Genomic DNA, 20,739 nt, shown 5'->3' with positions numbered 1-20,739 from the left:
CCGGCCGAGTTGCCCCCCGCCGACGACGCCGAGCGTCGGACCGGGGATGGTGGGGTCGGAGTCGAGCGTCACACGCGATACTGCTGTACGTCAGTGCATAAGAGTTGCCACCTCGACCGGTCCGATACCCACGGACGTGGATACCCGGCCGGCTCAGGTGCGCGGCGTCTGTCGCGCCTGCCGGAGGGCGTCCTCGTCGACGAAGACGACGACGTGTTCGCCCCAGAGTTTGAAGTCGTGCTCGCGGGCCGTGTACCCCTCCAGGTGGGGTTCGATTTCCGAGCGGTCCCAGTCGTGGGCGACGACGACCGGCGGTGCGTCCGCGAGCGCCTCCTCGGGTGGCGTGTCGGGCGACGTCGACGTCACCTCGGCGTCGGACAGTTCGAGATACCACGGGAGGGGTAGACGCGAGTGCCAGGCGGGGCCGCCCGGCGGCGGCGTGTCGGCCGACGACTCGTCGGAGACGTACAGTTCGACCGAGTCACCGCCCGGCGTCGTCGTCCCGTAGAAGAGCACGTCGGTCCCCTCGTTGGCCTCCGCGACGGCCCGCACGTCGACGATGGACTCGCGGAGGTCGTTGCCGGGTTGTGCCCACTGGAGGACCTCCTTGTCCGCTTCCTCCGTCGAGTTCCAGTAGGCGACGTTCGCGCCCATCGTCCCGCCGATGGCGGCGAGGAGGACGAGCGCGGCGAGTCCGGTCGAGACCCGGTCGTCGTCGTGGATGGAGTCGACCCCGGCGCGGACGACGAACGCGAGTCCCACCGCGGCAGGGATGGCGAAGGCGACGACGGCGTGGACGACCGCCCAGGGCGCCTCGATGTCGGTCGCCAGCGGGTAGCCGACGACGCTCGCGAGGCCCCAGTAGACCGCGAAGGCGACCAGCGGGCGGAAGCCCGGGTTCGTGGGCGAGTAGCGGTCGAGCAACGCGCCGACGACACCGAACGCGAGGACGACCGGCGCGCCGTAGACGAACGTCTCGAGGTAGCCGTAGAGGAACGGGAGGTAGTCGTTGTCCTGGTGGCCGCCGTCGACCCAGGTGCCGTAGAACCGTTCCGCGGGGCCGACCGTACTCTCCTCCAGCAGGCCGGGCAGTGCCGCCGGGTTCGACAGCGCCGCCCAGAGGTCCGGGCGCGGGGCGTAGAAGAACACGACGACGAGGAAGAACGCCGCGACGGCCCCGACGACGTGGAGGCCGAACCGGGCGAGACCACGCTCGAACGTCGCGTCGTCGCCCCGCACCCACCGGTAGACGGCGGTCGGCCACGTCTCGGCGAGGACGTCGCTCAGGCGTGTCCCCGCCCGGGTCTCGCGGACGAGTCGGTGGTCGACGACGAGGACGCCGGCACCGAGGAAGCAGGCCACGTAGAGGAGCGCGTTCTCCTTCGTGGTGAACGCCAGCCCCATGAACGCACCGGCGCCGACCAGATAGCCGAGACGCCGGGTCACCAGCGCGCGGACGAGGAGTCCGAGCGCCACGACGGAGAACGCCGCGACGAGGACATCGTTCCGCATGAATCGCGAGTAGTAGACGAGGAGCGGGTTGAGCGCGAACAGCGCGCCGAGTGCGACCACTTCGTCGTCGTCGAGGTAGTCGCGGAAGAGCCACGCCGCGAGGGGGAAGAGGCCGCCGACGACGGCGACGGGGAGGCGGGCGGCGAAGTCCGAGGCCGGCAGGAAGACGAAGAGGTAGTCGTTGACGATGGGGAGGAACGGGCCGTGGACGATCGGGCGGTACGAGTGGATGCCCGTCTCCTGGTAGCGGAGGATCCAGTAGCCGACGCGACCCTCGTCCCAGTGCATCACGCGGCCACCGAGCGAGACGACGCGGATGAGGAGGGCGAGGAGGGAGAGTCCCAGGAGGGCGAGGAACGTTCTCGAGGCCAGCGGCCCCTCGTCGGTACGCATGAGTGGTAGTCGTGCATCCGGGGATTACAACTCTTGTGTTCCGCGTCGAACACTCCTGCCGGCCCCGACTCGAGCCCGTTTCGCCCCGGACGTTCGTGGGATAAATCATATGTTATGATTTATCATTTAGAGAGGAGTCCGTACGGACGCAATGCGCGCAGCAGTGTACTACGGGCAGAAGGACGTACGCATCGAGGACGTCGAACCCGGGACCGTCGGGCGGGGGCAGGTGCGGGTCGACGTCGAGACCTGTGGCATCTGTGGGACGGACCTCCACGAGTACGCCGCCGGCCCCATCTTCATTCCCGGGGAGGAACCCCACCCCATCTCGGGGGAGAAACTCCCCGTCACGATGGGCCACGAGTTCAGCGGCGTGGTGAGCGAGGTGGGCGACGGCGTCGACTCGCTCGAGACCGGTGACGCGGTGGCTATCAACCCCATCCTCGCCTGTGGGGAGTGCCGCCAGTGCAGGGAGGGCAACTACCACGTCTGCAGTTCCATCGGGTTCGTCGGCCTCTCGGGCGGCGGTGGCGGCTTCTCCGAGAGCGTCGTCGTGAGCGAACACCAGGCCGTCCCGCTCGTCGAGGACGTCCCCATCGAACACGGCGCGCTGGTCGAGCCGCTCGCCGTCGGCCTCCACGCCGTGCGTCGTGCCGGCGTCCAGGCGGGCGACACCACGGCCGTGTTCGGCAGCGGTCCCATCGGCCTGTCGGTCATCCAGGCGCTGCGCGCCGCCGGCGCGGGTGACATCATCGTCTCCGAGCCTCGACAGGCCCGCCGTGACCTGGCGGAGCAGTCCGGCGCGACGACGCTCATCGATCCCTCCGACACCGACGCCGTCGAGGAGATTCGTGACCTCACCGACGGCGGCGTCGACCAGACGTTCGAGGTGGCCGGTATCGAGGCGACGTACAAACAGTCCATCCAGGCGACGCGCCCACACGGCACCACGACCATCGTCAGCATCTTCGAGGAGGAGGCCAGTTCCCACCCCATCGACCTCGTGCTCGGCGAACGGACCATCACGGGGACACTCGCGTACCTCGGCGGACCGCGGTCGGGTGAGGAGTACGGCATGGTCATCGACATGCTCGCGGACGGGACGCTCGACGTCGACCCGCTCATCACGGCGCGCATCGGTCTCGACGAGATAATCGAGGGCGGCTTCGAGTCGCTCCTCGACCCCGAGAGCAACCAGGTGAAGATTCTCGTCGACCCCAACTCCTGAGCGCCGTCTCCCCGCAGTCGGTCGCTCGACGGCGGGAGTGACAGCGTCCGACGTCGGCCGTGGGTCCGGCGCCGGACGACACCTCTTTTAGGTCCCCGGCGGACCGTCGGGTATGACTCGACTGGGACTGGTCGTCGCGCAGTTCAACGAATCCGTGACCGGACCGATGGAGGAGCGCGCGCGGGAAGCCGCCGCGGAGCGCGACGCGGAGGTCGTCGAGACACTCTCGGTACCGGGGAGCTACGACACCCCGCTCGCGGCGGACCGCCTCGCCCGCCGTGACGACGTCGACGCCGTCGTCGTCGTCGGTGCCATCGTCACCGGCGACACCGACCACGACCGGGTCATCGCCGACGCGGCCGCGCAGGGGTTGACGCAGGTGAGTCTCGACCGCGACACGCCCGTCCTGTTCGGCGTCTCGGGACCGGGGATGAGCGGTGCCGAGGCGCGCGAGCGCGTCGACAAAGGAGCGGAAGCCGTATACGCTGCCGTCGAAATGATGAACTCACTAGCATGAGTGAACACGGACACGCACACGAGTTCGACTTCGCGGCCCGGGTCGAGCGAGTCGAGCCGAGCGCGACGCTCGCCATCTCGAACCTCGCCTCGGAGCTCGAAGCAGAGGGGAAGGACGTCGTCGACCTCTCCGTCGGGGAGCCGGACTTCCCCACGCCGGAGAACGTCGTTCGGGCCGGGAAGGAGGCGATGGACGCGGGCCACACGGGCTACACCTCCTCGAGCGGCATCCCCGAACTCCGCGAGGCCATCGCGACGAAACTGCAGGGCAACGGCATCTCCTGCGGACCGGAGAACGTCGTCGTCACCCCCGGCGGCAAGCAGGGACTGTTCGAGGTCATCCAGACGGTGGTCGACGACGGGGACGAAGTCGTCCTGCTCGACCCCGCGTGGGTCTCCTACGAGGCGATGGTGAAGCTCGCGGGTGGTTCTCTGTCGAGAGTGGACCTCTCGCCGTACGACTTCCAGCTCGAACCCGCCCTCGACGACCTCGCCGAGGCAGTGAGCGACGACACCGAACTCCTCGTCGTCAACTCCCCGTCGAACCCGACCGGATCGGTCTTCTCCGACGCGGCGCTCGAAGGCGTCCGTGACCTCGCCGTCGAACACGACGTCGCCGTCATCTCCGACGAGATATACGAGCGCATCGCCTACGACGTCGAACCCACCTCGCTCGCCTCCCTCGACGGGATGGCGGACCGTACCATCACCCTCAACGGCTTCTCGAAGGCGTTCTCGATGACCGGGTGGCGGCTCGGCTACTACTGCGCGCCCGAGGAACTCGTCTCGCAGGCGGGGAAGGTCCACTCGCACTCCGTGTCGTGCGCCGTCAACTTCGTCCAGCACGCCGGTGTGGAGGCGCTGTCGGAGCGCACCGACGACACCGTCGTGGAGATGCGCGACGCGTTCCGCGAGCGCCGCGACATGCTCCTCGACCTGTTCGACGAACACGACGTCGAGGTGCCGTACCCCGACGGCGCGTTCTACATGATGCCCGAGTTCGCCCCCGACGGCGACGACCAGCAGTGGTGTGAAGACGCCCTCGAACAGGCACAGGTGGCGACGGTGCCCGGCAGCGCGTTCGGCGCGCCCGGCTACGCCCGTATCTCCTACGCCGCGAGCGAGGAGCGCCTGCGCGAGGCCGTCGACCGCCTCGCCGAGGCCGACCTCATCTGAGCGTCGCCCCCAGCCTCGGCTCACGCCGGCCACACCCTGAGCGTCTCGCCGACGCCGACGGCGACGACGATTCCCGACCCGGTCGGGACGGCACACAGGTTCGTCGTCGACCGCCCGCCGAGCGGGAGCCGCCAGACGTCTTCGACACGTGCATCCACTCGCCGCAACCCCGCGAGCGACCGCTGTGGGTCGTCGGGCAGGAGCAGTTCGACCCGGCCGTCACCGTCGAAGTCGCCCGCGACGGCTCCGTCGAGGTTCCGCGAGCCGATGGCGTGCGTCGAGTAGCCACGCCGTTCTGCCACGAGGTCCAGTCGTCCGCCGCGGGCGCGGTAGAACTCCGCCGTCCCGCCGACGTGCGGGGTCTTCACCGCCGCCAGTTCCGTCTCGCCGTCGGGGCCGAACGGCGCCACCGCGAGCTGGTGCCGCCAGCGGAAGCCCGTCCCGACGGCTGGGCCCACTAGCGACGCTCCCGACGTCGAGAGCGCGACGAGACGCGAACCCCGGTCGGCGTCGCTCGTCGTCACGACCACCTCGCGCTCGCCGTCGCCGTCCACGTCCGCAACGATGGGGACCAGCCCTTCGACGACGCCCGCGGGGACGTCGAGCGTCCGCTCCACGCCGCCGGCAGGGTCCAGCACGGCGACCGAACGGGCTTCGAGTTCGTCGCCGAGGACGCCGTGAGCGTACGCGTCCGTTCGGCCAGCGAGGACGTACAGCCGCCCCGCCGCACCGACGATGCGGGCGTCGGGCAGGGCGTCCACGTCGGCGTTCGGCCCACCGGGCAGGCGGACGACGCCGTCGGGCGCGACGGAGGCCCACCCGCCGGTCGTCGGGACGGGGTGCGTCGTCGGGGACCCGAGTGCCGGAGCGAACCCCGGGTCGTCGCCGCCGACGAGGAGCGGTGGCCCTCGCGCCGGACCGAGGTCGGCGTCAGTTGGCGCCGCCTCCCGGCCGTCGACCGACACCGCGTCCGTCCCCTCACCGGTGACGACGCCGAGGAGGACGCCGTCGTCGTGGGGGACGCCGACGACCCACTCGGACCGGGCGCCGAGCGCGACGTCGACCGGGTCGGTCTCCGGAAGCGACCCGGACCCGTCGACGAGGCGGTTGCCGTCGGGACGGACGTAGGTGTAGCCGAGCGGGACAGTCGCCGGCGGGGCGGGCGGCGGCGAGTCGACGTCGGGGGTCACGGGCGGCGTCCCCTCCCCGCTATCGGGGGTGACGGGCGCGGCACAGCCAGCCAGCGTACCCGAGACGCCGAGTGCCCGGAGGAGACTCCGTCGGTTCACGGGGACGAATCGGCCGGCCGGCGGTAATAGCCATCGCCGTGTGGCGCGACGGCCGTTCGACCGCGCGAGGCGGCGCGGAGACTTTTATACCCGGACGGCCCCAGGAACGAACGAATGCGCGTCCGTGACCTGCCGCTCGCCGACGACGTCGTCGCCCACTACGAGGCGGCGGGCATCACCGAACTCTACCCGCCGCAGGCGGCGGCCGTCGACGCGGGTATCACCCGCGGCCGGAACGTCGTCGTCGCCGTCCCCACCGCGAGCGGGAAGACGTTCGTCGCCGAACTCGCGATGCTCACCGCCGGTGGCCCGGCGCTGTACATCGTCCCGCTCCGCGCGCTCGCCCGCGAGAAGTACGAGACGTTCTCCGCCCTCCCCGGCGTCGACGTCGGCATCTCCACGGGTGACCTCGACTCCGCGGAGGAGCTGGGGTCGTACAACGTCGTCGTCGCCACCGCGGAGAAGGTCGACTCCGCCATTCGGAGCGGGGCGTCGTGGGTCGACGACCTGGCCTGCGTCGTGGTCGACGAGGTCCACCTCCTCGGCTCGAAGGGGCGCGGCCCGACCCTGGAGGTGACGATGGCGACGCTCGGCCGACGCGCGCCCGACGTACAGGTCGTGGCGCTGTCGGCGACGGTCGACAACCCCGACGAGATCGCCGACTGGCTCGGTGCCGAACTCGTCCGGAGCCGCTGGCGACCCGTCGACCTCCGCACCGGGGTCTACGCCGAGGGACGCGTCGACTTCGACGACGGCTCCACGCTGGCCGTGACGGTCGACGGCGACGCGGAGGACGCCGACACGGCGGCGACGGTCGAACTCGTCCGCGGCGCCATCGACGACGGTGGACAGTGTCTCGCGTTCGTCCGGTCGCGGCGTGAGGCGGAGGCGCTGGCGACGCGCCTCGCCGAGGAGCGCGTGGGAACGGCCGAGGCGCTCGCCGAGGAAGTCCGCGAGGCGGGGCAGGCAGACACCGGGCGACGCCTCGCCGACTGCGTCGGAGAGGGCGTCGCGTTCCACCACGCCGGCCTCCGCGCGGAACACCGCGCCCTCGTCGAGAACGCCTTCCGGGACCGGGAGCTGAAGTGCATCTGCGCGACGCCGACGCTCGCTGCGGGCGTGAACGTCCCCGCCCGCCGGGTGGTCATCCGCGACCAGCAGCGCTACACCGGGTCGGGGATGGAGTGGTTGCCCGTCCTCGAGGTCCACCAGATGTGCGGCCGCGCCGGGCGGCCGCACCTCGACCCCTACGGCGAAGCGGTGCTCGTCGCCGCCGACGAGGCCGAGCGCGACGAACTGACGGATCGGTACGTGGGCGCCGAACCCGAGGCCGTCGAGTCACAGCTAGCCGACCGCGAGGCGCTCCGGACACACGTCCTCGCCATCGTCGCGTCGGGGTTCGCCGACTCGCAGGCGGGCGTGCTGGACCTCCTCGACGCGACGTTCTACGCGCACGACCGGCCCGAGGAGAGCCTCGCGGGACTCGTCGAGAGCGTGGTCGCGGACCTCGTCGAGTGGGAGATGCTCGCGGCCGATGGGGGAGGTAACGGAGACGGACCGCTGGCCGCGACGCCGCTGGGTGAGGCCGTCTCCCGGCAGTACGTCGCGCCGCGGACCGGCGCGCGCGTCGTCGAGGGCGTCGAGGCGATGCGGGAGCTGGAGACGGTCACCGGTCTGACCGCGCTGGAGGTGATCTGCGACACGCCGGACATGCACGGCACCTACCTCGGGAACCGCGAGCGGGCGACGATGTACCAGTACGCCCGGCGCCACGCGGCCGAACTCACGACGGAGATGGGCGCGACGGACCGCTTCGAGCGGTGGCTCGAGGCGGTGAAGACGGCGCGCATCCTGCTGGAGTGGGCCGACGGTGCCTCCACGGAGGAACTCGTCGAGGCGTACCGCATCGGGCCCGGTGACCTCGAGTCGCGCGTCGAGCGCGCCCAGTGGTTGCTCGGGGCGGCCGCCGCCGTCGCGGACGTCGTCGGAGAGGACGGCGCCGCGTTCCGCGAGATTCGGGCGCAACTCGGCGCGGACGTGTCTGACGAGTAAGAACTTTCCGGCAGACTGTCGTCACGCCGGACGATGCTGATCGAACTCGCGCTGTTCGTCGTCGGCCTCGGGGCGCTGGTCGTCGGCTCCGACCGCGCCGTGACGGCCGCGGCCGAGCTGGCCCGCTTCTACGGTATCTCGCCGTTCTTCGTCGGCGTCACGCTCATCTCGGTGGGCACGTCGATCCCCGAGATGGTGACCTCGGTGTACGGCGCGTGGTACGGCGCGGGCGACATCGTCGTCGGGAACATCGTCGGCTCGGAGACGGCACAGATCACGCTCGCCATCGGCGCCGTCGCGCTCATCTCGCCCATCGTCGCCGAGCGGCGGAACGTGATGATATACGGCGGGGCGATGACGCTTGCGATGGTCGTGATGCTCCTGACGCTCGACGACGGCGTCGTCCAGCGCTCGGAGGGGCTGTTGATGATGCTCGCGTACGTGAACTTCGTCTACACGCTGTACACTAACGAGGGCGGGAGCGAAGTCGCTCAGGAGGTGGTCGAGGAGGCCGAACCGCCCGAACGGGCGCTGCCGTGGATCGGCGGCGGCCTCGCGCTGGTCGTCGTCGGGGGACAGTTGCTCGTGACGAACGGCATCGCCATCGCTCGCCTCGTCGGGGTGTCGGAGTTCCTCGTCGGCGTCCTCACCGGCCTCGGGACGACCACGCCCGAGATATTCGTCGCGGGACTGGCTGCTCACCGCGGCGACTCGGGCATCTCCGTCGGCGCCATCCTCGGGAGCAACATCACCGACCCCGTCTTCTCACTGGGCGTCGGCGCACTCGTCGCCGACGTCGTCGTGACGGACATCGGGTCGGTCAGGGTGTCGGCCGCGTACATGCTCGTCGTCTCGCTCGTCGTGCTGGGGCTGTTCTACTGGCGTCGGGGAATCGACCGCCGGGCGGCGCTCGTCTGCCTCGCGCTCTATCTCCCCTCGTTCCTGTTCGTGTGAACGGTCGCGGGTCCTCGCAGGGCCTTGCGGGTGAGTCGCGTGGGCGGTCGCGGGTCCGCGCGGGTAGAGAGCGGTCGCGGATCCGCGCGGCTGGCGTGACGGACCGCACGGCGGGCGACCACCACGAGGGACTACCGGGGTGCCGTCGGCCACGTCTCCCCGGTCGACCGTCCGTCTCCGACGCGCGGTCTCACGGCTCTTCCCACGGTCGCGTCGTCCCCTCGCCGAACAGTTCGCGCATCAACGTGACGATGCTCTCGGGGGGGTACTGTCCCCGTTCCGTGACGATGGCGTCGACGTATCTGGGCGGGGTCACGTCGAACGCTGGGTTCGCCACGTCGGGGTCGCCGATAGCCGCCCGCGTCTCCTCGTCGACCACCTCGGACACGTCGCGCATCTCGATGTCGACGGTGTGGCCGGTGAGCGTCGCGGGGTGGAGTTTGAGCGTCTGAGCGGCGACCATCACCGGCGTCCCCCTGTCGCGGGCGTTCACCGCGAGCCCCGAGGTGCCGATCTTGTTGATGACGCTCCCGTCGGCGGCGATGGAGTCGGCGCCGACGAGGACGTGGTCGACGTCGTTGAGGTAGTGCCGCGCCGCGCTGTCGACGATGAGCGTGACGGGAACGCCCAGCGCACCGAGCTCCTCCGCCGTGATGTGTCCCTGGTTCCGCGGGCGCGTCTCCTTGACGACCGCCTCCAGTTGCTTCCCCTGGTCGACGGCGGCTTCGATGCAGGCGAGCGCGTCCGTCGAGTGACAGTGCGTCATGACGACGTCGCCGTCGCGGAGGCGGTTCGCGCCAACCTCGCCGAGGTCGGCCTGCGCGTGCTCCAGTCGGACGCAGAACTCCGCGACGGTCGACTCCACCGACTCCCGGAGGGCCGCGACGGTGGTACCGCCGACGCCGTGGAGGACGTACCGGAGCGCGTTCGGGAGACTCACCGCCGTCGGACGCGTCGCGAACAGCGTCCGTGCGGCGGCCCGCAGTTCCGCGCGGAACGCCTCGGGGGTGTCGGCGTCGCTCGCTCGCGCCTGTGTGCGGAGCGCACGAGCGGCCGCATCCGCGATGGCCGCCGCACCCCGGGTCTCCATGGTGTCGATGGCCTCGGCCGTCTCGTGGACCTCCCGGTGCACGTCCATGCGACCAGATAGCACACGGGCGGTGAAAAGTGGGCCGGGACGTCAGACGCGTTCGACGAGCGTCTCCCGGGCGCCCCGGACGCGGATGGGTTCGGTTCGTTCGAGGAGCGACGACGCGTCCTCGAGTTTGGCGCTCACCTCGGCGTGGACGGTACAGAGCGGTTCGCCCGTCTCTACCGCGTCGCCGACGCGGCAGTGGAGGTCGACGCCGGCGCCGTGGTCCCTCGGCGCCCCCGCCCGTCGCGCGAGGTCGTTCACGAGGCGGTTGTCGATGTGCGTGACGATGCCGGCGCGGTCGGCGTGGACGACCTGCGTGTGTCGGCCCACCGCGAGGTCGCCGGGCGAGACGTCCGGGTCACCCCCCTGCGCGGCGACGATGCGCTGGAACCGCTCGCGGGCCGCACCGGAGTCGAGCAGGCTGGCCGCGTCGGCGTCGACGCCGCAGCACTCGAACAGCACGTCCGCGAGGCGGATGCTCTTCAGCCGGAGGTCGGCCGGTCCTGCGCCGTCGAGCGTCTTGAGGACGTCGCGCGCCTCCAGGGCAGGTCCCACGCCGTGACCGATGGGCTGCGAGCCGAGCGTGATGGCACACTCGACGGTGAGTCCGATGTGGTCTCCCACCCGGCGGATGTCGGTCGCGAACTCCCGGGCCTCGGCGAGGCTCTCCATCTTGGCTCCTTCGCCGTACGGGATGTCCACGACGACGTGGGTCGACCCCACGCTCTTCTTCTTCGAGAGCACCGACGCGATGAGTTGGCCGGGCGGGTCGAGCGAGAGCGGCGTCTCCGCGCGGATAATCTTGTCGTCGACGGGAGAGAGGTTCACCGCGCCGCCCCAGACGATGCACGCGCCGACGTCGTCGACGATGCGTTCGACCTCTGCCCGCGAGAAGGAGACGTCGCAGAACACCTCCATCGTGTCGGCGGTGCCCGCGGCCGAGGTCACCGCGCGCGACGACGTCTTCGGCATCGTGAGTCCCGCGCTGGCAGCGAGGGGAACCAAAATCGGGGTGACGCGGTTCCCCGGGACGCCGCCAATGGAGTGTTTGTCCGCGACGACGCTGCGGTCCCAGGAGATGACCTCGCCGGCCGCCGTCATCTCCTCCGTGAGGTGCAGCGTCTCCTGCAGCGAGAGCCCGTTCGTGTAGACGCCGGCGACGTACGCACCGAGTTCGACGTCCGCGAGCCGGTCGTCGGTCACGTCGGCGACGATGCGCTCGAACTCGTGGCGTTCGAGTTCGACGTCGTCGAGTTTCTTCCGGATGTACCGTACCGACGCCGGCGTCGGAGCCAGCGAGACGTCGACGGGGCCTGAGATGGCGTCGAGTCGCCGTGTCGTCCCGACGACGCCCGGTGGGACGAGTTGGTCGGTGAGTTCGACGATGCCGACGGTGGTCCCCTCGGCGTGGTCGAGGTGAACCCGGTCGAGCGGGTGCGCGCCGAGCTCGGCCGCGTCGCTCTCGTTCAACAGGACGGTCGGCGAGCGGGAGGCGATGTCGACCGGTTCGACGTCGAACTGCATACCCGAAGGACACGGCTGACTCGCATAACTCTAGTCACGGCCGAGGCGGCCGGACGCGTCAGCCGGCGTAGCCCGAGACCAACGACGCGAGCGTCCCGTAGTCGCGGACGCCGACGACGCGCTCGACCGGCTCACCGTCCGAGAACAGGAGGAGGGTCGGGACGCCGCTGACCCCGTACTGCGAGGCGAGGCCCTGGAGGGTGTCGATGTCGACCTTCGCCACCGCCGCCGGCGTCTCGCGGGCCAGTTGCGCGACCGTCGGTTCGAGCATCTTGCACGGCCCACACCAGTCGGCGTAGAAGTCGACGAGGACGACCCCGTGGGTCGAGACGAACTCGTCGAGGTGGCTCGCACTCTCGATGTGCTGTGGCGTCGTCGGCGTCCTCCCCGACTCGTCCGCGTCGACGTCGCCGTCGCTCACGTCACCGTCACCCTCGCCCTCGCGGAGCCGACGTTCGAGTCGTTCGCGTTTCCGGCGTCTGATGTCTTCCAGTTCCTCGGCGTCGGACATACCCGGACTACTCGGGCGAGCCGCTTAACGGTTTTGTGCGCTAGAGACAACACTCTCCGGCGGGTGCGCGCGGGGTCAGTCCGAGTACAGCGAGTAGGTGATGACGGCGAACCCGAGCAACGTCAGCGCCGCGTCGACGAGGACACCCACCGCGAACGAGACCCCCAGGATGGCGTCGAGGATACCTGCGACGAGGGCGCCGAAGGTGACGATACCGAACCCCACTCCCAGCGCGCGGAGCGAGCGTTCGCCCGTCCGGCGGTAGGCTTTGAGGCTGAAGTAGGTGATGAGCCCACCCAGCACGAGGATGGCAGTCTTCACCGCGATGATGAGCGATACGACCGTCTGTGAGGCTGTCGTGTGAACCATTTATGTTTCCCTCCGGACCTTCGACCAGATGTCTGCGAGTCGCTCGTCGGGGCCCTGTTCGCCGCCCTCGATTTCGACCTCGAACTCCCGGCTCTCGGTGAGCAACACGCGGACGGCCTCGAACGACACCTCGTACGTGGTCGCGTGGTGTCCGTCGGCCCTGATCGCCGTCCCTTCCTTGAGGAGCGACGCGTCGGTCAAGAGGTCGAGCTTCCGGTACGTCGTCGAGAGGGGGATGTCGCAGCGCTCGGAGATTTCGCTCGCAGTCATCGGCTTCTCGAGTCCGCGAACGATGGCTCTCGCGTCCGCGTCGTCGAGCGCGTTGAGGACGGGCTGCAACTCGTCTGGTTCCTCCTCCGAGCGGTCGCGAGCCATTACGAACCGGTCCGTGACGGCCGGTATTAACCTTCGGGGATTTCCGCCCGACGCGACGGCTGTCAGTCCCTCTCCGAGGACGACTCCGGCGCCGCGTCCGGTCGGTCGTACGCGCCGTCGCGTCGGAGTCGACCCGCTTCCCGGAGGACGTCCGGCGTCCGGCACACGCCGTCGGCGCCGGTGACCTGCGGGACGGTGCAGTTGTTACAGCTCGCACAGACGGCGCTCGTCTCGGGCGTCGAGTCGAGCAGTCGCGCCGGGAGCCGTGGCTCGGCGTAGAACGGCCGTCCCATGCCGACCATGTCGCACGAGCGGCCGAGCAGCCGGTCGATCTCCCCGCGCGTCCGGATACCACCCTCGGCGAGGACCGGGACGTCGACGACCCGACGCACCGCGCGACAGATACCGGCGTTCCAGGCGGGTTCGAAGTCGTAGACGAGCGACTCCAGCCAGTTCCCGACCGCGACGAGGGCCGCGCGAAGCCGGCCGCCGAACGCCTCGACGTATCCGTCGCGGAACCGGTCGTCACGCCAGGCGTGGTCGGGGAACGCCCCGCGAACGATGCTGGCGTCCCAGAACACGCTCCCGGTGACGGGGACGAGCGCGTCGTAGCCGTAGTCGGCGAGTCGCCGACAGACGTGGACGGCCTCGCGGCTGGTGATGTGAGGGACACCCGGTGGCGCTTCCGTCTCCGCGGGCACCTTGGTCAGGAGCGGAACGTCGCCGGCGTGGTCGCGAATCTCGTCGTGGACCACCTCCAGGAAGCGGACGCCGTCGGCGAACTCGTCGTCGCGGCGGTTGTAGAACGGCGAGAGGAACTGGTGGACGATGCCCATGTTCGCCCCGGCGATGTGGACTGCGTCGTAGCCAGCGTCGACGGCGTAGCCGGCGGCACGACCGAAGTCCGCGGCGAGGTCGTACACCTCCTCCCTGGTCATGACGTCCGGGTCGTACGAGAGCAGTCCCAGCCGGTCGGCGAGTCGGAGCAGCGGGGGGAGCGGCGAGACGGCCAGCTGCCGGTAGTCGGGGTGTCGGGAGCGGTAGCCAGCGTGCCACGTCTCCATGCTCCGGAGGCCGCCGTGTTCGAGCTGGATGGCGACGGTCGACCCGTGGTCGTGGATAGCGGTGGTGACCCGCGAGAGCCGCGAGACGAAGTCGGGGTCGTCGACGTACGTCATGTTGGGGGCGGCACAGCCGCCCGGCCCGCGGACGATGGTCGCACCCTGACAGACGAGGCCGGCGCCCGCGGTCGCGGCCGGCTCGAGGTGCGAGACGAGCGCGTCGACGGCGCCGGCGCCGTTGCCCGCACACTCCAGGAGGGGGGCGCGGTACAGGCGGTTGGGAACGGTGAGGCCGCCGATGTCGAGCGGGTCCTCGAGTCGGACCATGCGAGGAGAACGTGCCCGAGCGGCAAAACCTCGGGGGGCGGTTCGAGGGGAGGGCGGACGGACGGCACGGGCCGCTCGCGGGGCGGGTGTGCCGTCGCGTCGCGAACCACCCCACGACCGTCGTCAGGTCACACCGTGGGGTGGCCGCGGCCTCCGACAAGAAGTCTCGGTCGAGTCGTGACGCTACACCCGTCGCTCACTGATCTCCTCGGCGACGCGCTCGCCCGGCCGTCGGAGTTCGCCGGACTCCACCTCGTAGACGTAGCCGGAGACGGTGACGTCGTCGGGGATGAGGTCGTGCTCTTCCAGATACGCGACTTGTGCGGAGCACGCCTCGTCGATGTCGTCAGTCATGCGGACCCACTCGTCGACCCCGGCGTCACCGATGTTCAGTTCGGGGAGAGCGGGGTCGAGGTCCACGTCGTCGAAGTCGCCCGCCTGCGCTTCGAGGCCGGCGACGACGTCCTCGTCCCGGGCGCTCATCATCCCGCAGTCGGTGTGGTTGACGACGATGATCTCGTCGGTGTCGAAGAAGTTCGTCGTCAGCGCGGCGCTGCGGACGACGTCGTCGGTCACCTTCCCGCCGGCGTTGCGGTAGATCTGTGCGTCCCCGAGTTCCAGTCCCAGGGCGGATGCGACGGGGATGCGCTCGTCCATACAGGCGACGACGAGGAGGTTCTCGTCGGTCGGAATCCCCTTGCGACGGCGACGGGCCCAGTCGTCTCGGTCGTCGACCCGCTCGTCGACGTACTCGTGGACGTGCTCGTGGTCGTGGTCGGATTCGTCGAACATCGGCCGAACGGTGGGACGCCAGTCATCCCAGCGTTCGTGTTCGGGAAACACGGACCGACGAACCGAGATACCGGAGATTGTTACCGACTATCGGGCGGGGCGTCCCCCGAGACGGGGTCGGAGCGGACGGCCGTGTCGGTGACATCGTCGGTCGGGCCTTCCCGCGCAGCACCGACCTGTGCGTGGGTGTGGTGGTAGAAGCGGACGTACGCGACGCCGTCGTCCGAGACGGGCTCGAAACAGACCCGCCGGTACCAGGCGTTGTCGAGGAGGTTCACCATGAGGCCCGCATCGTGCCGCGAGACCGAGTCGTAAGTGGTCTCACAGACGGGGCAGACGTCCGGGGCGTCCTCGGGCACGTCCATCGACTGACTCGGAGGACCGGTCGGACAAAAGGCTACTCCCGGCCCCGGACCCCGCGTGCGACGTCCCTGATGGTCTCGTACTCCTCGTCGCTGTAGGCGATGACCCGGACGTCGGAGAGCGTGGTCGGCTCGTATCCGTCGATTACCTCACAGATGATTCGCGCCCCCTCGGCGAGGTCGAACCCCGCGACCCCACAGCCGAGCGCGGGGACGACGAGCGACTCACAGCCGCGCTCGTCGGCCGCGGCGAGCGCGTTCCGGGTCGCGTCGCGGATGCTCTCGGCCGTCGCCTGCCCGTCGCCGTAGTGCGGCATCGCCGCCGCGTGAACGACGTAGTCGGCGTCGAGGTCGTACGCGTCCGTGACGGCGACGGCGCCGAGGTCGACCGGCCCCTGCGCGACGGCTGCCTCGTCGAGTTCGGGACCGCCCGCCCGGCGGAGCGCGCCGGCGACGCCCGACCCCATCTTCAGGCTGGTCCCGGCCGCGTTGACGAGCGCGTCGGCGGACTGTGCGGCGATGTCTCCCTGGACGACGGTGAACTCCATGCGAGAGGGTTCGACCGCGTGCGGAAAGAATCCAGCGCGTCGCCGCGTGTTCGGGTCGTCGCGGCGCGAGTCCGAGTCGCCGCGCTCGGGTGTCGCGTTCGAGAGAAGGGGACGAGCCCGTGCAAGGGTGGGTATGGCGTGCACGGATCGGCACGACGCCGCGCCGTCCCCACAGTACTCTCTCTCAAAACCGATTATATCTCTTGTGTTCTTCCGGGTCGGGGAACCCAGAAGTGTCTCCGGTCCTCGGCTCCGATATGGCCACGGACCTGCTCTCGATGCGGTGGCGCGACGGACTGTTCGCACACTGGCCGACCGACCCGTCCGCCGTGAACGCTCGCCTGCCCGCGGGTGTCGACGTCGCCACCTACGACGGCGACGCGTGGCTCGGCATCGTCGCGTTCGTCATGGAGGACATCAGACCGCGCGGGTCGCCGGTCGGGCGGACGTTCCCCGAGGTGAACCTCCGGACGTACGTCACGCGGGGCGAGGAGTCGGGGGTCTACTTCTTCAGCCTCGACGCGGACGACCGTCTCTCCGTCTCGGTGGCGCGGTCGCTGTACGCCCTCCCGTACTTCTGCGCGCGGATGACGGTCGGCCACGACGGCGACGACAGCGACCGGCTCAGGCTGCGGAGCGAGCGTGACCATGCGGGCGAACCGCGGGCCCGACTCGACGTCTCCTACGGCCGCGACGGCGACTCGTTCGTGCCCGACCCGGGGTCGCTTCCGGGCTTCCTCACCGAGAACTACCGCTTCTTCACCCGCGGCAACCGCCTCTATCGGGGCGACATCGCACACGAACCGTGGACGCTCGCACTCGGCGAGGCGACGGTCCACGAGGAGTCGCTGTTCCGCGCGGCCGGGTTCGAGTCCCCGAGCGGGGACCCGCTCGTCCACGTCGCGGAACCGCTCGACGTGACCGCGGGCGGACTCACGCCGGTCGGCGAGTCGGCGGAGAACCGCCGTCGGAGACGGGTACGTTGAAGACGGGTGCCGCCGTGGCTCGCGGTATGACTCTGGTCGATACGGCGCTCGCGACGGTCCACCTGCTCGTCGGGGCGCTCTGGGTCGGAAGCGTCGTCTTCTTCGCCGGTGTCGTCCTCCCCGCCGCCCGGGCGGGGGAGTTGAACGCCGGCCCGCTGGCGTCGATGGGACGGTCGATGACGCGCTGGTCGCGGGTCGCCTCGGTGCTGATGCTCCTCAGCGGCGGCCACCTCGCCGGGACCAGATACACGTTCGGGAGCCTCGCCTCGACGACGAACGGCAACCTCGTCGTCGCCATGGTCGTCCTCTGGCTCGCGCTCACGGCGCTGGTCGAAGTCGGCAGCAGTCGCCTCCGCGACGGCGTCGGACAGCGGAAGGTCCGCGAACCGGCCGCGAACGCCCTCGGCCTCTTCCGCGGTGCCGCCGTTGCGGGCGTGTTCCTCTTTCTGACCGCCGGCGCAATCGTCACTTGAGCCGGACTCACCGCTATATAGTGTTCCGACGCACCTATCCAGATACGTACCATAATATATAATATGTCCGATACGTTTAGGTGACGGACGGGTCGAGTAGCCGACGATGACGGGTGACGACCAGCGAGCGGCCCCAGACCTCCGGATCGAACTCTGCGCCGAGACGGGACGCATCCGGCTGCACCGTTCGACACTGCTCGGAACGTACACGGAGACCGTCCAGCGATGAGAACGACCGCCGACGCGAGCGTCGGTCCGGTCTTCGCTCGGCTGGCGGCCCCGCGTCCCGAGAGGCCGACACGGCTGTTCGTCGTCGCGGACGCACACGTCTCGCCGACGGCGACGGGGACGTGGAAGGTGTTCCACCGGTCGGAGAGCCGCCTCCGGGCCGCTGTCGACGTCGCCAACGACCTCGCAGTCGACGCGTGCGTCTGCCTCGGCGACCTGACCCGCGACGGCCGTGAACGCGAGTTCGCGGCCGCGGACGCGGTGCTGTCGGAGCTCTCGGCCCCGCTCGTCTCCGTCCCGGGGAACCACGACGTCCCGAAGGTGTGGGACGACTACGTCGCGCCGGACGCCACCGCGTTCGGCGAACGGTACGGGAGGGGGCGGTACCCGTTCCGCGTGCGGGTGGGCGGCCTCGACCTGCTCTGTCTCGACACGGCCAGTGCGGGCGGCCGTCTCACGGAGACGCACGAGGGGGAGGTGAGCGCCGCGACGCTCGACTGGCTCCGCCGGACTGTCGACGAGGTGGACCACCCCGTCGTGGCGATGCACCACCTGCTGTTCCACCCCCGCGACCACGCCGGCTCCTTCCCCGACGGCGACTTCTACCAGCTCCGCAACCACGACCCGGTGCGTGCGGTCCTCGCCGCACGCGACGACGTCCTCGCGCTCTCGGGACACCTCCACCTCCCGACGACGACAGCACGCGACGGCGTCCGCGAACTCGTCGCGCCCTCGACCTGTTCGTTCCCTCCCGCCGGGCTACTTCTGGAGGCGGGGCCGCAGGGAACGACGGTCCGGTTCGTCCCGCTCGCGGACGGGAAGGGGATGGCTGAGGCGTACGTCCGCGCCGACGCCGGCAACGCACACGGACAGGGAATCGCCGCGCACGCCGACGACGGACTGCTCGCGACCCTCCCGCGGGTCGACGAGCGCGTCGACGTCGTCGGCGCGGACGTCCCCGGAGCGCTCCGGTGGCGCTGACACTGGCCGCGGCGCGTCGAGCGGTCGAGACCGAGCGATGCGAGACTGCCGCCGAACGGGACGGGTTCCGACGCTTCCGGACGGCAGTCGCTCGCGCCGACACCGACCCGTCTCGAGCACCGGACGCCCCCGCCCCCACCCCCGGCGCCGATGCGGGGGTGACCCGCGCACGGATGGTCACGACCGTCCAGACGCCCGCCAGCGGACCGCCGAACAGTCCGCTCGCTCGCGCCTACCGGCAGTCCGTGATGACGGCCGGCGCCGACACCGGGGAGTCGGTGGCGGAACACCTCGCGGCCGAACTCGGTCCGGACGCGGCCCAGACAGTCTGTGCGGGGTCGCTGACGCCCGAGGGTCGACGGGCGCTGGTCGAGCGGGTCGACGTCGCTCTCGACACCCGCGACTCGTTCGTCTCGCTCCTCGACCGCGAACGGGGGTCGCTCGGCGCCGTCGAGAGGGGCTGTCGGCGCGTCCGTTCGGAACTCGGTCGCGTCCGCTCGTAGGAGGCGGCTGTCTCTGGTGACGGTCCAGCGGAACGCGACGTGCCAGTCGAGGTGGCGCTGTCGGCGTGGGACCGCCTCGACGGTCTCGCTGCTGCCCTCGACGAGGTGGCCGCGGATCGACAGGCGACGCTCGCCCGTCACCGACGGTCGTTCGCCGTCGTCGACGACGACGTCACTGGCTACCTCTACGGCGAGCGACCGGGGCTGGCGGCAGTCGCGTCCGTCGGCCACGACGTCGCGGCGGCGCGGCGCGCAGTCACGGGGGCGGTCGGCCGTCCGGGAGTGCGCTGACCCGGGGATTCTGAACGCCGGGGACGGTTCCCGGTCGGTGGGAGTGGCCGGAGAATCAAAGGGGGGCGAATAATAATGAGGGCGCGTATGGGGGGCACGTCGACGGCTCAGTCGATCGGTGCACACCGGAACGGTGGACAGTTCGCGACGAACCGACGAACGCACGGCGGGGTGAACAGCCCGTCTCCTGGGAGGGGACGGGTGGGCGGATGAGCAGTCACGGCGAGCGCGCGCCGGAGGCCGAACTCGGCCTCCTCGACGCGACGATGATCGGCATGGGCGCGATGATCGGCGCGGGCATCTTCGTCCTCACCGGCCTGGCGGCGGAGCTGTCGGGACCGGCAGCCATCTTCGTCTTCGCGCTCAACGGCGTCGTCACGGCCTTCACCGGGCTCTCGTACGCCGAACTCGCCTCCGCCATCCCGAAGTCCGGCGGCGGCTACGCCTTCGTCCGCGAGGTGTTCGCGGACCTCCAGTCGTTCCTCATGGGGTGGATGCTGTGGTTCGCGTACATGATCGCCGGCGCGCTGTACGCGCTCGGGTTCGCGCCGAACTTCCTCGAACTGCTCCACGTGTACGGCATCGTCCCCCCGCCGGGAGAGGTCGGTGGGGTCGCACTGCCGGCCGTGGGCGTCGAGGTACCCGCCGGAGTCGGGTTGGCCTTCTCGGCCGTCTTCCTGTTCGTCGCGCTGAACGCCGTCTCCACGGCCGCGAGCGGGAGCGTCGAGACGATATTCACCGCGACGAAGGTCACCATCCTGATGGTGTTCGTCGGCTTCGGCGTCACCTCGCCGCTGTTCACGACGGCGGAGTTCCAGCCGCTCTTCCCGGGCGACAAGACGGCGTTCTCCATCCTGCCGGCGATGGGGCTGACGTTCATCGCGTTCGAGGGGTACGACCTCATCACCACCGTCACGGAGGAGGTGAAGAACCCCCGCGAGAACATCCCGAAGGCCATCTTCGTCAGCCTCGCCGTCACCGTCGCCGTCTACCTGCTCGTCGTCACCGTCGCCATCGGGACACTCGGGGCGAGCGGCCTGGCCGAGGCGGGCGAAGCCGGCATCGCCGCGGCGGCCACCGAGTTCATGCCGACCGGACTGCCGGTTATCAAGAACGGCGGCGCGGTCATCGTCTTCGGGGCGGTGTTCTCGAC

General features: G+C 70.3%; 23 protein-coding genes. 12 read left to right on the top strand and 11 right to left on the bottom strand.

The window, feature by feature from the left end:
• Window positions 1-153: 153 nt before the first annotated feature.
• Window positions 154-1,905: a flippase activity-associated protein Agl23 gene (locus tag ACESK5_RS14635; protein WP_372912321.1), complete on the bottom strand. Its 1,752-nt coding sequence runs from the start codon at window positions 1,903-1,905 to the stop codon at window positions 154-156.
• 151 nt (window positions 1,906-2,056) lie between these two features.
• Here ACESK5_RS14635 and ACESK5_RS14630 point away from each other — a divergent pair, with 151 nt between their 5' ends.
• The 3 genes from ACESK5_RS14630 (at window position 2,057) to ACESK5_RS14620 (ending at window position 4,825) form a co-directional block, all read left to right on the top strand.
• Window positions 2,057-3,133: a 2,3-butanediol dehydrogenase gene (locus ACESK5_RS14630; RefSeq protein ID WP_372912320.1), complete on the top strand. Its 1,077-nt coding sequence runs from the start codon at window positions 2,057-2,059 to the stop codon at window positions 3,131-3,133.
• Window positions 3,134-3,245: 112 nt separating this feature from the next.
• Window positions 3,246-3,650, top strand: coding sequence for a 6,7-dimethyl-8-ribityllumazine synthase (gene ribH, locus ACESK5_RS14625; protein WP_372912319.1), 405 nt, complete (start codon window positions 3,246-3,248; stop codon window positions 3,648-3,650).
• A complete protein-coding gene (locus ACESK5_RS14620) occupies window positions 3,647-4,825 on the top strand; it encodes a pyridoxal phosphate-dependent aminotransferase (protein WP_372912318.1) in 1,179 nt (392 codons plus the stop codon). Before ribH ends, ACESK5_RS14620 begins: the two co-directional genes overlap by 4 nt.
• 20 nt (window positions 4,826-4,845) lie before the next feature.
• On the opposite strand, the gene ACESK5_RS14615 is transcribed toward ACESK5_RS14620, so the two are convergent.
• Window positions 4,846-6,114 carry a hypothetical protein gene (locus ACESK5_RS14615; protein WP_372912317.1) on the bottom strand — a complete coding sequence of 423 codons (1,269 nt, stop codon included), beginning with the start codon at window positions 6,112-6,114 and terminating at the stop codon, window positions 4,846-4,848.
• Between the two features lie 114 nt (window positions 6,115-6,228).
• Between ACESK5_RS14615 and ACESK5_RS14610 the strand changes: the two genes are divergently transcribed.
• On the top strand, window positions 6,229-8,166 hold the full coding sequence (locus tag ACESK5_RS14610; protein WP_372912316.1) for a DEAD/DEAH box helicase: 1,938 nt from the start codon (window positions 6,229-6,231) through the stop codon (window positions 8,164-8,166).
• A gap of 33 nt (window positions 8,167-8,199) precedes the next feature.
• Window positions 8,200-9,120, top strand: a complete 921-nt coding sequence (locus tag ACESK5_RS14605) for a sodium:calcium antiporter (protein ID WP_372912315.1) — start codon at window positions 8,200-8,202, stop codon at window positions 9,118-9,120.
• 190 nt (window positions 9,121-9,310) lie between these two features.
• Here ACESK5_RS14605 and ACESK5_RS14600 read toward each other — a convergent pair whose 3' ends face one another.
• From ACESK5_RS14600 to ACESK5_RS14560, 9 genes are all read right to left on the bottom strand, one after another.
• A complete protein-coding gene (locus tag ACESK5_RS14600; protein WP_372912314.1) occupies window positions 9,311-10,258 on the bottom strand; it encodes a ribose 1,5-bisphosphate isomerase in 948 nt (315 codons plus the stop codon).
• Between the two features lie 42 nt (window positions 10,259-10,300).
• The gene (locus ACESK5_RS14595; protein ID WP_372912313.1) at window positions 10,301-11,779 is read right to left on the bottom strand and encodes an AMP phosphorylase; all 1,479 of its coding nucleotides are present in this window, start codon (window positions 11,777-11,779) and stop codon (window positions 10,301-10,303) included.
• Between the two features lie 58 nt (window positions 11,780-11,837).
• Entirely contained in the window at window positions 11,838-12,290 is a 453-nt protein-coding gene (gene trxA, locus ACESK5_RS14590; protein WP_372912312.1) for a thioredoxin, read from the bottom strand.
• A gap of 75 nt (window positions 12,291-12,365) precedes the next feature.
• Window positions 12,366-12,659 carry a hypothetical protein gene (locus ACESK5_RS14585; RefSeq protein WP_372912311.1) on the bottom strand — a complete coding sequence of 98 codons (294 nt, stop codon included), beginning with the start codon at window positions 12,657-12,659 and terminating at the stop codon, window positions 12,366-12,368.
• Window positions 12,660-13,034 (bottom strand): helix-turn-helix domain-containing protein, encoded by a 375-nt coding sequence (locus tag ACESK5_RS14580; protein ID WP_372912310.1) that lies wholly within the window; start codon window positions 13,032-13,034, stop codon window positions 12,660-12,662. It lies immediately after the preceding gene.
• Between the two features lie 62 nt (window positions 13,035-13,096).
• Entirely contained in the window at window positions 13,097-14,422 is a 1,326-nt protein-coding gene (locus ACESK5_RS14575) for an NADH:flavin oxidoreductase (RefSeq protein WP_372912309.1), read from the bottom strand.
• Window positions 14,423-14,605: 183 nt separating this feature from the next.
• Complete coding sequence (locus ACESK5_RS14570; RefSeq protein WP_372912308.1) at window positions 14,606-15,214, bottom strand: beta-class carbonic anhydrase; 609 nt, start codon at window positions 15,212-15,214, stop codon at window positions 14,606-14,608.
• Window positions 15,215-15,294: 80 nt separating this feature from the next.
• Window positions 15,295-15,579 carry a hypothetical protein gene (locus ACESK5_RS14565; protein ID WP_372912307.1) on the bottom strand — a complete coding sequence of 95 codons (285 nt, stop codon included), beginning with the start codon at window positions 15,577-15,579 and terminating at the stop codon, window positions 15,295-15,297.
• A gap of 32 nt (window positions 15,580-15,611) precedes the next feature.
• A complete protein-coding gene (locus tag ACESK5_RS14560; RefSeq protein WP_372912306.1) occupies window positions 15,612-16,124 on the bottom strand; it encodes a macro domain-containing protein in 513 nt (170 codons plus the stop codon).
• Between the two features lie 257 nt (window positions 16,125-16,381).
• Here ACESK5_RS14560 and ACESK5_RS14555 point away from each other — a divergent pair, with 257 nt between their 5' ends.
• From ACESK5_RS14555 to ACESK5_RS14525, 7 genes are all read left to right on the top strand, one after another.
• Entirely contained in the window at window positions 16,382-17,110 is a 729-nt protein-coding gene (locus ACESK5_RS14555; protein WP_372912305.1) for a YqjF family protein, read from the top strand.
• 26 nt (window positions 17,111-17,136) lie between these two features.
• Window positions 17,137-17,583 carry a hypothetical protein gene (locus ACESK5_RS14550; protein WP_372912304.1) on the top strand — a complete coding sequence of 149 codons (447 nt, stop codon included), beginning with the start codon at window positions 17,137-17,139 and terminating at the stop codon, window positions 17,581-17,583.
• A 106-nt stretch (window positions 17,584-17,689) separates the two neighbouring features.
• Window positions 17,690-17,812: a hypothetical protein gene (locus tag ACESK5_RS14545; RefSeq protein WP_372912303.1), complete on the top strand. Its 123-nt coding sequence runs from the start codon at window positions 17,690-17,692 to the stop codon at window positions 17,810-17,812.
• Window positions 17,809-18,792 carry a metallophosphoesterase gene (locus ACESK5_RS14540; RefSeq protein ID WP_372912302.1) on the top strand — a complete coding sequence of 328 codons (984 nt, stop codon included), beginning with the start codon at window positions 17,809-17,811 and terminating at the stop codon, window positions 18,790-18,792. Before ACESK5_RS14545 ends, ACESK5_RS14540 begins: the two co-directional genes overlap by 4 nt.
• A complete protein-coding gene (locus tag ACESK5_RS14535; RefSeq protein ID WP_372912301.1) occupies window positions 18,783-19,295 on the top strand; it encodes a hypothetical protein in 513 nt (170 codons plus the stop codon). The genes ACESK5_RS14540 and ACESK5_RS14535 overlap by 10 nt, the downstream gene beginning before the upstream one ends.
• Before the next feature lie 39 nt (window positions 19,296-19,334).
• A complete protein-coding gene (locus tag ACESK5_RS14530) occupies window positions 19,335-19,586 on the top strand; it encodes a hypothetical protein (protein WP_372912300.1) in 252 nt (83 codons plus the stop codon).
• Between the two features lie 209 nt (window positions 19,587-19,795).
• Window positions 19,796-20,739 (top strand): APC family permease (locus ACESK5_RS14525; protein WP_372912299.1); only part of this gene is annotated, 944 nt, incomplete at its 3' end.

The sequence above is a fragment of the Salinigranum sp. genome, assembly GCF_041641895.1.
Lineage (GTDB): Archaea > Halobacteriota > Halobacteria > Halobacteriales > Haloferacaceae > Salinigranum.
Note: the sequence above shows the minus strand (reverse complement) of the source record. Positions and strands in the feature narration are given on the sequence as shown.